This is a genomic window from Parasediminibacterium sp. HNIBRBA5674, assembly GCF_056745525.1.
In genome coordinates, this window is record NZ_JBQWIE010000009.1 from 82,523 (window position 1) to 96,102 (window position 13,580).

Annotated in this window: 8 protein-coding genes and 1 pseudogene; 7 read left to right on the forward strand and 2 right to left on the reverse strand. The window is 36.6% G+C overall.

The features are described 5' to 3' along the window. Window positions 1-101: 101 nt before the first annotated feature. From ACT9TX_RS06585 to ACT9TX_RS06600, 4 genes and pseudogenes are all read left to right on the forward strand, one after another. The gene (locus ACT9TX_RS06585; RefSeq protein ID WP_481337455.1) at window positions 102-3,143 is read left to right on the forward strand and encodes a tetratricopeptide repeat protein; all 3,042 of its coding nucleotides are present in this window, start codon (window positions 102-104) and stop codon (window positions 3,141-3,143) included. 13 nt (window positions 3,144-3,156) lie between these two features. Further along, complete coding sequence (locus tag ACT9TX_RS06590; RefSeq protein ID WP_481337456.1) at window positions 3,157-4,947, forward strand: TonB-dependent receptor; 1,791 nt, start codon at window positions 3,157-3,159, stop codon at window positions 4,945-4,947. 70 nt (window positions 4,948-5,017) lie between these two features. Further along, window positions 5,018-6,169, forward strand: a complete 1,152-nt coding sequence (locus tag ACT9TX_RS06595) for a carboxypeptidase-like regulatory domain-containing protein (protein ID WP_481337457.1) — start codon at window positions 5,018-5,020, stop codon at window positions 6,167-6,169. A gap of 85 nt (window positions 6,170-6,254) precedes the next feature. Next, window positions 6,255-7,151, forward strand: a pseudogene (locus tag ACT9TX_RS06600) (IS3 family transposase); the annotation flags it as partial. Window positions 7,152-7,162: 11 nt separating this feature from the next. Here the strand turns inward: ACT9TX_RS06600 and ACT9TX_RS06605 are convergent. Then, the gene (locus ACT9TX_RS06605; RefSeq protein ID WP_481337458.1) at window positions 7,163-7,396 is read right to left on the reverse strand and encodes a hypothetical protein; all 234 of its coding nucleotides are present in this window, start codon (window positions 7,394-7,396) and stop codon (window positions 7,163-7,165) included. A 269-nt stretch (window positions 7,397-7,665) separates the two neighbouring features. Further along, window positions 7,666-10,260, reverse strand: coding sequence for a M1 family metallopeptidase (locus tag ACT9TX_RS06610; RefSeq protein ID WP_481337459.1), 2,595 nt, complete (start codon window positions 10,258-10,260; stop codon window positions 7,666-7,668). Window positions 10,261-10,424: 164 nt separating this feature from the next. On the opposite strand from ACT9TX_RS06610, the gene thrS reads away from it, so the two are divergent. The 3 genes from thrS to infC are packed head-to-tail and all read left to right on the forward strand — an operon-like array spanning window position 10,425 to window position 13,319. Then, entirely contained in the window at window positions 10,425-12,362 is a 1,938-nt protein-coding gene (gene thrS / locus ACT9TX_RS06615; protein WP_481337460.1) for a threonine--tRNA ligase, read from the forward strand. Window positions 12,363-12,377: 15 nt separating this feature from the next. Beyond that, window positions 12,378-12,701, forward strand: a complete 324-nt coding sequence (locus tag ACT9TX_RS06620) for a hypothetical protein (protein ID WP_481337461.1) — start codon at window positions 12,378-12,380, stop codon at window positions 12,699-12,701. A gap of 27 nt (window positions 12,702-12,728) precedes the next feature. Further along, a complete protein-coding gene (gene infC / locus ACT9TX_RS06625; protein WP_481337462.1) occupies window positions 12,729-13,319 on the forward strand; it encodes a translation initiation factor IF-3 in 591 nt (196 codons plus the stop codon). Window positions 13,320-13,580 lie beyond the last annotated feature (261 nt).

The following is a 13,580-nucleotide window of genomic DNA, read 5'->3' on the forward strand; positions in this document are numbered from 1 at the left end:
GAACGATGTTTGTTCCTTTGGCTGCAATTTACCTTTAAGCGTATTTTACATTTCGTTAAGATTGAAAAATGAATCTTTGTTTAAACCCATCAATACTTTATATGCGTAGGATTACAATATTGATAACCGTTTTGCTTAGCACACTGCTATTTTCGGCGCAAGCACAGTACACAATGGTAAACAACGATGTTGATGCCAATTTTAAATTGGCTAAAGAGTATTACCTAAAAGAACAGTACAGTTTAGCATATCCCATTTTTAAAAACTTGTACAGCAATGGTGTAAGTAAAAGTAACTACAGTACTACAGTAAATCTTGAAACTAAGTTTTATTACATTGTTTGTGGTTTGCGTTTAAACGATGCTACCGCTTTGCCAAAAGCCTCTGAATTTATAGCACTTGAACACAACGAACCTCGCATACAAATGATGAGCTTTGAGCTTGGTGAATATTTGTACAGACAAGGCAATTATACTGACGCACTAACTTACTATGCAAAGGCTGGCATTGATAATTTAAGTAACAGTGATGTAGCAGCTATGAAGTTTCATAAAGCTTACGCCTTGTTTACCTTAAAGCAGTTTAAAGAAGCAAAGCCTTTGTTTAATGCCATTAGACAAATACCAAGCGATCCCAACTATATTGATGCGAATTATTATTACGGTTTCATTTCTTTTTACGATAAAAATTACAGCGACGCTTTGGCTGCATTTACCGTGGCAGAAAGCAATGCCAATTATGTAAACGTTGTACCTTTTTACATTGCAGAGATTTACTACTTTAACAATCAAAGAGACAAAGCCATTACTTACTGTGAGGCTGCCATAAACAAAGGTGGTCAATTTTATGAGCTACAATTAAAACAGTTAGTAGGGCATTTGTATTTTGATAAAAGACAGTTTGCCAAAGCACAACCTTACTTAGAGGCTTATGTAAATAAAACGGAGAAAGTTAGCCGTGAAGATTTATACGAACTAAGCTATTGCTACTACGAAGCAGGTACTTGGAAAAAAAGTATTGAAGGCTTTAAGCAGTTAGGTGGTAGAGAAGATTCGCTAGCGCAAAATAGTATGTATTTATTGGCTGATGCCTATTTAAAAACAGACCAAAAGATTAATGCTCGTAATGCTTTTTTGTTTTGTGCAAGTAATAATAGTAACCCTACACAAAAAGAAATTTCAAGTTTTAGCTACGCAAAATTGTCTTATGAGCTTGGCTATACAGATATTGCTTTAAAAGATTTACAACAGTATTTAAAAGATTATCCTGATAGTAAAAACACGCAAGAAGCAAGAGAATTGTTAGTGGCTGTTTTATCAAATACAAGCAACTTTAAAGAAGCCTTAGCACTCTTTGAAAGTTTGCCATCGCAAAGCGAAAACGTAAAAAAGATTTACCCAAGAATATTGTATGGCAGGGCTATTGAGCTAATCAATGATCAGCAAATTGAGAAAGCGGATGCATTGTTTAATAGAATTTTAACTGTGCCTTATAACAATGAGCAATTGCCTTATACTAACTTTTGGAAAGGCGAAATTGCTTACAGAACAGGCAATTTAGATGATGCGATTGGCTATTTAACCACCTATTTAAAAGCACCTAGAACCAATGGTGAAGTGAGTATTACCAATGCGAGATACAATTTGGGTTATTGCTTTTTAAAGCGTGGTGATTACAATGTAGCGCTGAATTATTTTCAGCAAGTGGCAGGCTATAATGCAGCGACTTCATCACCAATAGAACAAGATGCTTACATACGTACAGGTGACTGCTACTTTATGACGAAGCAATATAAACAAGCAAGTAAAGTGTATGAAGATGCTTTAAACCAAAACTGGAAAACTGCAGATTACGCTTTGTTTCAAAAAGCGGTAATAGCTGGTGCTTCTAATAAAAACGCTGAGAAAATAGCGCTAATGCAGCAACTGATACAACGTTATCCAAACTCAAGTTTATTGGCTGATGCAAGCTTAGAAGTAGCTAATAGTTACTTAGCAGATGAAAAATTTAATGAAGCGTTAGCACCATTGCAAACGGTACTAAAGGATGCAAAAGCAACAGCGCTTTGGCCAACTGCTTATTTAAAAACTGGTGTCGCATATTTCAATACCAATAAAAACGATGAAGCGTTAAGCAACTTTACAACATTGGTAAAGCAATATCCTAACGCACCTGAAAGTGATGAAGCGATTGAGTACATCCGCAATATTTTTATAGAGAATCAAAAGCCGGGTGACTTTGTAAATTTTATGCAGAGCAATGGTAAAAATATAACTGCAAATGAAGCTGATAGTTTGACATATCGTTCGGCTTACTTGCGTTACGAAGCCAAAGATTTTCCTTCTGCTAAAATTGGTTTTATCGATTATTTAGCAAGATACCCTGAAGGTAGAAACACCATTGAGAGCAATTATTTCTTAGCCGAAATCAATATCACCAATAAAGACTTTAACGCTGCATTGCCTTACTACAATGCAGTTGCGGCAAAAGCACCTAACAAATATGCTGAAAGAGCATCGTTACAAAGTGCAAGGATTTATTACTTTGATTTAAAGGATTACACAAAAGCACAAACCTATTTTGCGCAGCTAAAAACTTTGGTTACACAACAAGAAAATAGGATAGAAGCCATGCGAGGTTTGTTGCGTTGCCAATATCGCTTACAGCAATTTAAAGAAGCTGTAGCAAATGCACAAGATGTTTTGCAAGAAAAAGGCGCAGCAACTGATGATAAAATGATGGCGAACTTAATAGTTGCTAAAAGTGCTCAAGCTAATAATCAACTAGACCAGGCTACAAATGCTTATAAGGCTGTAGTTGCTTTAGGTAAAAGTGAATACAGTGCAGAAGCACAATATCGCCTAGCAGAGATTTTGTTTTTACAAGCCAAATATTCTGAAGCGGAAAAAGCAGCATTTGATGTGATTAAGAAAGTGGGCTCATACGAATATTGGGTTACCAAAAGCTATCTGCTACTTGGCGATATCTACTTTAAAACCAATGATTTATTTAATGCAGAAGCAACGTTTAAAAGTGTTTCAGAAAATGCAAATGTGGCTGAACTTAAAGATGAAGCGAATAATAAATTGGCCCAAGTAATTGCAGAAAAAGAAAAAACAAATAAAGTAGCTAACCCTCAATAAATTAATTAAGACAATGAATAAAGTCACCAATATATTGTTGCTAATAGTTGCTTTTACATTGACGTATAGCACTGTTGATGCACAAAAGAAAAAGAAGAAAAGTAGTAAGGCAGCAAGTGCCAAAACACAAGCTACAAGTAAGAAGAAGGCTTCAAGTAAAAAGTTAAAACCAACAGTTAGCAGTGAGCAACCTGCTGCTATTAATTTTAAGCCAATTACCACAGCAAGCGATACAACAGCACCTAAAGAAGTAACCATTACATCTTCTTTTAAGCCATCGCTACGTAATGCAGCTAAAATAAATTTCACGGCTGCAACGCCTATTATTGATACTAATAAGTTGCCGCTTAGTTACAATATCCCTTCGTCAAATCTATTTTTTAGTTACCAACCTGTAGCTATAAAACCTGTTGCTTTATTTGCAGATACATCCATCGATTGGCATAATGATGCGTATGTAAAACTGGGCTTTGGTAATTTTTCTAGTCCTTATGCAGAAGCTGGTATTGCATTTGGTGATGGCAAGCAAACCATGTTTAGCTTACATGGTAAGCATACCTCATCCAAAGGTAAACTTAACCTTCAAAATTTTAGTAAAACAGGTATTGACTTTATAGGCAGTATTACTACCAAAAGAAACAATGAGATTTCGGCTAAGGCATATTGGGATAACAGTAGACAATATCGATATGGCTATAATCCTATGGCATTTATATTAATTGATACAGTTGGATTTGAGCAGTTTTTTAACACAGTTGGTATAGAACTTGGGCTACAAAATAAAGAGCCAAATAGTTTTGGTATTACTTACCATCCTCAAATTAAAGCAAGTACTTTTTTCGATAATCGTGATGGTAATGAGATTGGCTTACTAGCTAAGTTGCCTATCAATAAATCGTTTGGTAGATTCTTGGCTTTAGATGTAGCTGCAACAGCTGATATTAGTACGTTTAAGCGACAGTTAGTGCCTAATGCAGTCACTATCAACAATAACTTGTTTTACGTTAATCCAACCATTCAGTTTAAAACACCTAACCTAAAAGTGAATATTGGTGTTCAGCCCACGTGGGATAACCAAAGTTTCTGGCTATTGCCAAACATTACTGCTGAAGCAAAAATTAACGAAGAAAAATTTGTAGTTCAAGCTGGCTGGCGTGGCTATGTAAACAAGAATACCTATCAGTCATTAGCTGGTATTAATCCATACATTACACAACCAACAAGCTTATTAAATACCAAAGTGAGTGAGCAATACGCTGGCTTTAAAGGCAGTGCTGGCAAGCATTTTACCTACAATGCACGTGTTTCTTTTTTAAATATGGATAATGCTGCGTTGTTTGTAAATGATACAACTTCTGCTAAAACGCAAGAGTTTAAAACAGTGTTTGAACCAGTGTTAAAAGCCATCAAACTACATGGTGAAATTGGCTACACTGACCAAGAGAAATTCTCATTGATTGCTTCGGCTAATTACACACAGTTTACCAAGCTAAATACTTATGACAAAGCTTATGGCTTGTTGCCACTAGAAATTAATGGTGCCTTGCGCTGGAAAGTTTTTAAAGATTTATTGGTAAAGGCTGATGTATTCTTTTGGGATGGCAGTAGCTACCAAATGCAAGATCTAAAAAGTGGTAAATTAAGCCCTGCTGTAGATGCGAATATTGGCACTGAATTTACTGTAATGCCAAAACTGAATGTATGGCTACAATTGAATAACGCATTTAATAATAAATACCAACGTTGGAACCAATACGAGGCTTTAGGTTTACAAGTGCTTGGTGGTGTCGTGTATCATTTTTAAGAAGATATTTTTACCGTTTATTACAGCCATTGATTTCTAGAAATCAGTGGCTGTTGTATATTTATACTTTATGAGACTAATAGTACAACGTCTGATTTTGCTTCTGATTATTTTTAGTAATCAAACAATAGCGCAAAGCCTACAAGGTAAAGTAGTAGCGTCTGACACACATCAGCCAATTGCTGCCGCTTCTATATTTTTAAGCAATACATCGGTAGGTACTATTGCCAATGATAAAGGCGAGTTTACGATAGCTCATTTTCCTGCTGGACGATTTGATGTGGTAGTAAGTAGCATTGGCTACGAAACGCAAATTATAACTGTTAACTCAACGCAAATACCTGAACTGCTCACTGTTACCTTACAACCGAAAGCGAAACAATTGCAAGAAGTGATTCTAGAGCCTTATGATGCTAATGGCTGGTATAAATGGGGCAACTTTTTTATGGAGAATTTTATAGGCAAATCAGCCTTTGCTGCACAGTGTAACTTTAAAAATAAAGACATCATCAAGTTTAGATTTAACAAGAAACAAAATATACTGAAAGCCTTTGCTGATGAGCCTTTAGTGATAGAAAATCAAGCATTGGGTTACATTTTACGCTATGAACTAAAACTGTTTGAATACGATTTTACAAAGCGAACTTTCTACTATCAAGGCTATCCTTTGTTTGAAGAAATGACGGCCAAACGACCCGGTATTGCTAAACGATGGGCTAAGAATAGAGAAGAAGCTTATTATGGTTCAGTGATGCATTTTATGCGCTGTGTGTATCGTAATAAAATAGTAGAAGAAGGGTACGAACTACGTAAAATAATTCGTGTACCTAACCAAGAAAAACTACGAGTAAAGCAATTGTATAAAAGCTTTGTATTAAGAGGTATTTCTACAATAGACGTGAACGCTATGGGTGGTGATTCTTCGGCTTATTACCAACGTATTTTACAAGAACCTGACTCTAAAGATTTTTTAATCAATAAAATACTGCCTGGCGATAGTGTTGCATATGCCTTAAATTCAACCACAGCAGCATTAGAATTTACCGACTACTTACAAGTGACTTACACCAAGAAGAAAGAACCATTTGAATATTACAATAGTATTGGCAAGCGCTTTGGTGATAATGCTGTTGTATCTGAATTAAGTTTACCCAATAAAACTGGTGTTGCTGTATTGGCTAATGGCAGCTATTACTACTGGAAAAGCATATTAAACGTTTAGAAGAAGAGAAAGAAGTATTGAATGTGGCCATAGATATTGCAGATGATATGCTCAAAACAGATATCAGAAAAAAGTATTTGAGCCTGTTGTCAAGCACTACCAGCCAGCAACAGGCTCACTTAAGCGAAAACGACCCATTGGCAGAGTAGCAGCTATATTAGGCTACAGCCGTCAGTATTATTACAAACACTGTAGTTCACAACAGCAAAAGTTGTTGGTAGCACAATCTGTATTGCAATTGGTACAACAAGAAAGAAAAGTATTAACACGCTTAGGCGGCAAAAAGCTGTATCATCAAATACAACCCAAATTGCAGCAACAGCACATCAAATTTGGCAGAGATAAATTATTCAAACTCTTGTCTGAAAAGGATTTGCTCATAAAGCCTAGGCGTACCTATACACAAACCACCATGAGTAAACATTGGCTGAGAAAATATCCCAACCTGGTAAAAGATAAGTTGATTACAGCACCAGAGCAGGTGTGGGTGAGCGACATCACGTACATAAAAACAGATGAAGGTAACTGCTATTTAAATATGCTTACGGATGCATATAGCCGTAAAATAATAGGGTATGCCATTAGCGACAACATGCACACAGAAGCCATGTTGCCAGCCTATCAAATGGCTTTAAAGAATAGAAGCTATCCTTTAGAAACATTGATACATCATACCGACAGAGGCTTGCAATATTGTAGTAAAGACTATACAGAACTCTCTAACAAATGTGGCGTAACCATCAGCATGACAGAAAATGGAGATCCGTATGAAAATGCTTTAGCCGAAAGAATGAACAGAACCTTGAAAGATGAATTTGGGTTAGGTAGGCTGTTGCCCTCAAGGCAAAAAGCATACCGGTTGGTAGAAGAAGCAGTAGACATCTATAACAATTATAGACCACATTGGGCACTAAAACTTAATTGCCCTAATCAAGTACACTTACAAAAAATCCCAGTTACCGTAGCAACTGGGATATCTTAAAATCTGTCAACCTATTCTGGGACAATACACGCAATTGTTTCTGCTTCATTTAGTGTGTAAGTAGTTGCTTCGCCTGCTTCGTAGGATTTTATTCTACTATTCATTTCGTGTATAAAATCTTTATCCCAATCATTTTCTAGCGTACCTATTTCCTCTTCTACCATTGCATAAATAGCTTTAATCTTTTTGTCGTCAGCAACTTTTAGGTAGTCTGTTAGCTTTTTTCTAATTGCCGATGTGGTCATGGTTATATCATTTGTAACAAATTTACTGCTTTTCCATATCTCGTTAGATGCTTCCTTCGTCAGCATGACAACACAACCTCTGCCCCCTTTGCCCTCGCTGACTCGTTACGTGAAAAACTACGCTACAATAAAAGCCCAACACAGTATCTAGCCGATGCAGTGTGGACGCAACGGGTGCTGAATAGGGCTACAGAAAGCTGATATCATAAGTATAAAAAAAGCGCCACAAATATTGTGGCGCTTTTGTTTGAGAATTATTCAAAAAGTTTCTATTTGAAATCTTCGTTAGATAAACCGCTGTTTATTTTAGCTTCTTTTATTTTAAACTCAATTAACTGGCCAGCCATTTCTGACTTTTTAGTAAAAGGTATTTTGATGCCATTTACTACTTGGTAATTACTAATTTCTGATGTACCAGTTGCAGTGGTTTCTTTAATTTTTAAACCAGTTGTTTCGTCGTAGTAAGCCGTGATTTTAGAACCTGATGCAAGCACAATAGTTAGCACATATGTTTGTACATCACCCACTGCCTCAAGCATAGGTGCAAGTGTTACAGTGGCACTACCTAAATTACTTTCAGGAATAAATTGCATGCTTGTTAAAAGACCCTCTTTAGCAGCAGGAGGCAATGGTACGGATTGACCATTTTGCTTCATGCTTAAACTATCGCCATTCATTATAAACTTTAGTGGCACCATATTCATAGCTGGTACACTTACTTCTTGAAATAATTTATCAGGCACTATTTGCTTTAACACCTGTATTACTTCTATACCTTGCACTGTGCCAATTGATGTAACACTCACATCTTTAATGGCTTTAATTTTATCTGAACCACCTATAGCTTTTAAGTAATTTTCAATAACTGTATTGGCTGTAACACCTGCAGGCACTGCTTTTGCAGTTATGCCAGTCCAAGTATTGTTGCTGGTATTAATGTCAGGAAATTGTGCTTTAGGGTCAATAGTAACGTTTACTAATTTAGAAGTTGATTTGTACTTGAAAGTCCATTTGCTACCACGTTGCCATATTTCTGCAGGTAATTTCACCGTATCTGTTTTACCATTCGCTTGTTTAATAGCAATTACTACAGGTAATGCCATTTCTTCTAAATTTTCGATGGTAATTAAAGCACCTTTGGTTACGTCACCATCTACATATTTCACGTCTTTTACGCCTTGGTCTAATTTCCAATCGGTCATAAACCATTCTTTAAAAAACCAACTCAAATCTTCACCAGCAGCATTTTCCATAGTGCGGAAGAAATCCCATGGTGTAGGGTGTTTAAATGCCCAACGTTTAACGTAAGTTTTAAAAGCATAATCAAATCTATCTGCGCCTAAAATTTGGTCACGTAAAATGTGTAGCCCCAATGCAGGTTTGTTATAAGCAGCAAAACCTAAATAGCTGTTTTGAATGACATCAGGTGTGTTCATAATAGCATCTGCATTTGGGTTAAACATCGCTTTTGCTATACGTTGTACATTTTGCGTTTCAGCATATTCACCATTGTTAAAATCATCTGTATCAAAGTCGTTGATGAACGTATTGAAACCTTCATCCATCCAAGCATATTTACGCTCATTGCTACCTACAATCATAGGAAACCAATTGTGCCCAAACTCATGATTGGTAACGCCCCATAAACCACCTTTAGTTGCATTGTGCCCACAGAATACAATGCCAGGATATTCCATACCGCCTACAATACCTGCTACGTTTGTAGCACCAGGGTAGGTGTATTCGTACCATCTTGAGCTTAACTCAATGCTGTGTTTTACATATTCTGTACTTCTGCCCCAAGCATCTTTGCCACTGCTTTCAATTGGGTAAACAGACTGTGCCAAACATTTTCTACCACTTTTCAATTCAATTTTTGCAGCATCCCAAATGAATGAACGAGAAGCAGCCCAAGCCACGTCTCTTGCATTTAAGCATTTAAACTTCCAAGTTAAATTGGCTTTGTTTGGGTAAAATGATTTGCTATTAATTTCGGATGAATCTTTAATAGTAACAGTAGTAGGGCTTGCAGCAGCTTTAGCCAATTTAGCTATTGTAGAAGCCGTAAGTACTTCTGAAGGATTAACTAATTCGCCAGAACCAACCACAATTAAGTTAGCTGGTGCGGTAATGCTGTATTCAAAGTTGCCATATTCTAAGTAAAACTCAGAACTACCAAGGTAAGGAATGCTGTTCCAGCCAAGTACGTCATCGTAAACTTCCATTCGAGGATACCATTGCGCCACCTCATAAATCCAACCGTTTTTGGTATTTAATCTACCTAAACGGTCGGTACCATATTCAGGTACTGTAAAAGCATATTCTATTTTAATAGATAGCTTGCTACCATTGGCTTTAAGGGTGTCTTTTAAGCGAATTTGTAGTCTTGTATCATTGATGATAAAATTTGCTTTTTCAGCCTTACCATTTTGAATAACTGTTACCGATTTTATTTCGTCACCCTTAGTAAATGCTTTATTAGCAAACCTGCCACCAGCAACCACACTTGTAGCTTGTGAGCGAGAATCTTCACGGTAAATATTTTGGTCTAGTTGCAACCATACAAAAGGTAATTTGTCAGGACTATTGTTGGTGTAAGTTATTTCTACATTACCAGATACTCTGTGTTCAGCAGTATCTAATGTCACGGCTAATTTATAGTCAGCACGGTTTTGCCAATATTTTACACCTGGCTCGCCGCCTGCTGTGCGATACTCGTTACCATTTGTGGTGTAAAATAATGGGTTGAAAACTTTGTGCTGATCGTACTTTGAAGTAGGTGGTGTAGCGGTTTGCGCCACACTCATTTGAGCATTACCTACTAAGGCACACAATGCGATTACAGATGCTTTTAAAAATTTCATAAATGCTTATAAGATGATTAGAATTTAAAAGTAGCAGGGTAAATGTTCTGAAACAAAAAGAATATTACCAACAAGCAAATTAGCAATGCAAAACCTTCTTCTTATTTAAGCGATGTATTTGTTACATTTGCAATCCTTAAACAATTTTTAAGCGGCTATAGTATATGATTAACATTAGTTTTCCAGATGGTGCAGTAAGACAATACGAGCTAGGCGTTAGTGCACTTGATGTAGCAAAATCAATTAGTGAAGGGCTTGCCAGAAAGGTTTTGGCTGCCAATGTGAATGGACAAGTATGGGATGCCTCAAGACCAATAACGTCTGATGCATCATTGAAATTAGTGACCTGGGATGATAATGATGGTAAGAATACATTTTGGCATTCTTCTGCGCATTTGATGGCAGAAGCGGTAGAATCTATGTTTTATGGAGTAAAATTTTGGGTAGGTCCAGCCTTGGAAAAAGGTTTCTACTACGATATGGATTTAGGCGATAGAAAATTATCTGACGAGGATTTGGCTGTGCTAGAAAAGAAAATGAATGAGTTAGCAAAAAAGAACAACTTATTTGTCCGCAAAGAAATTTCTAAACAAGACGCCTTACAATATTTTGAAGCCAAAGGCGATGAATACAAATTGGATTTGTTGCAAAACTTAACTGATGGTGAAATCACCTTTTACACACAAGGTGATTTTACCGATTTATGTCGTGGGCCACACATACCAAATACAGGATTTATTAAAGCCATAAAGTTAATGAGCATTGCTGGTGCTTATTGGAAAGGCGATGAAAAAAACAAACAGCTAACTCGTGTTTACGGTATTACTTTTCCTAGCCAAAAAGAGTTAGACGAGTATTTATTGTTGCTAGAAGAAGCAAAAAAACGTGACCATAGAAAATTGGGTAAAGAATTGGGTATTTACACCATGGATGATGAAATTGGTCAAGGGTTGCCTTTGTGGATGCCTAATGGTACCATCATCATTGAAGAACTTGAAAAACTTGCTAAAGAAACTGAAGGTACTGCTGGTTACAAGCGTGTAGTTACGCCACACATTGCAAAAGAAAGTTTGTACCACACAAGTGGTCACTTACCATATTATGCAGATAGTATGTTTCCACCAATGGAAATGGATGGTGAAAAATACTATTTAAAAGCCATGAACTGCCCGCACCACCATAAAATATTTGGTGCTGAGCCTAAAAGTTACCGTGACTTGCCATACCGTATTGCAGAATATGGTACTTGCTACCGTTACGAGCAAAGTGGTGAGTTATTTGGCTTAATGCGTGTACGTTGCTTACACATGAACGATGCGCACATTTACTGCAATAAAGAACAGTTTTTCCAAGAGTTTAAGGCTGTAAACGATATGTATTTAAAATACTTCAAAATATTTGGGGTAGAAAAATATGTGATGCGTTTAAGCTTACACAATCCTGAAAAACTAGGTCAGAAATATGTAAATGAACCAGAACTTTGGAAAGAAACTGAAGACATGGTGCGCAAAGTATTGATAGAAACTGGTACACCATTTATTGAAGTGCAAGATGAAGCGGCATTTTATGGCCCTAAAATTGACGTTCAAATTTGGAGCATTATTGGTAGAGAGTTTACATTAGCTACCAACCAAGTAGATTTTAATTCTGGTCGAAAATTCAAACTTGAATACACTACAAAAGATAACTCTACGGATATTCCTTTAATCATTCACCGTGCACCACTAGGTACGCATGAACGTTTTATTGGTTTCTTGTTAGAGCATTATGCAGGAAAATTCCCTGTGTGGTTATCACCATTACAAGTGAAAATTTTACCTATCAGCGATAAGTTTATGCCTTATGCAGAAGCTGTAATGCAACAATTAAAGCAAGCAGGTGTTAGGGTAGAAGTTGATGATAGACAAGAGAAAATTGGCAAGAAAATTCGTGAAGCAGAATTAAGCCGTGTACCATATATGTTGGTAGTAGGCGAAAAGGAAGTAAACGAAAATCGCTTGTCAATTCGTCGTCAAGGTAAAGGCGATGGAGGCTCACAAACTGTAGAAGAATTTGTGAAAAATATTACTGAAGAAATTTTAGAACGTAGAAGTGCAGAATAATATTATTTTTACAGTATGACTGCGGCACAGCACATAAAATTTTACGACTTCTTTAGGCAGCAACTCAATATTGATGATGCTAAAGCCAAAGTATTTGTAGAAGAAGTTGAAAAACTAATTGAACAAAAGTTTGATAGTGAGAAAGGTAATTTTTCCCCTAGAACCGATATTCAAGAATTAAAACACGAGATGAATATGCTGCGCCAAGAAATGAAAACTATTTCAGCAGAAACTAAAAGCGAGATAAAATCTGAAATTAATAAACTAATCGTTTGGATTATTGCTACTATGTTTGCATCAGGTGCATTTTTTATAACGCTTGCAAAGATTTTTCTTTAACAAAAATAAATAACCAAATAAGTTTTAATGGCATTACCATTTAAAGGCGGTGGGGCAGGCAGATTTAACCCACGATTTAACAGACAACCAGAACCTGAACATCGTATTAATGAACGAATCAGAGCACTTCAAGTGCGTTTAGTAGGCGAAAACGTTACGGTTGGTATTTACCCAATACAAGAAGCCCTAAAGATTGCGCAGCAACTTGAATTAGATTTAGTAGAAATTTCGCCAAATGCAGACCCACCAGTTTGTAAAGCGATTGACTATAAAAAGTTTCTTTACGAGAAAAAACGTAAGGAAAAAGATATGAAAGCCAATGCTAAGCAAAGCGAGGTGAAAGAAGTTCGCTTTACGCCAGGCACTGACGACCATGACTTTGACTTTAAAGCAAAACACGCTGAGAAGTTTTTAAAGGAAGGTAATAAAGTAAAGGCTTACGTACAGTTTAAAGGCCGTGCAATTATGTTTAAAGAACGTGGCGAGTTGGTATTATTAAAATTCGCAGAACGCTTAGCAGAAAGTGGCCAACCAGAAAGTTTACCAAAGCTAGAAGGTAAAAGAATGTTTTTGATGTTAACACCAAAAACAGCTAAAAAGAAGAAAGAAACTGAATAAGCTACTCAGTCTAATAATCAAAGCCTCACAATTTTGTGGGGCTTTGTAATTTTATAAAGCTAAATAGCGCTACAATAAGCTGATGATTCTAGCCCCGATTGCAGTGAAAAGCCCGCAGCGCAGCGAGGACTTGCAACGAAAAGCGGGACAACTGCCTATGTGGAAAACCAAAGCTGCGCTACAAAGTTTTACCAGCTTTAAATTCAATTTCCTAATTTAAGAAATTGCCCTTACTTTTGCAGCCCATTTCCCAAACGGCTC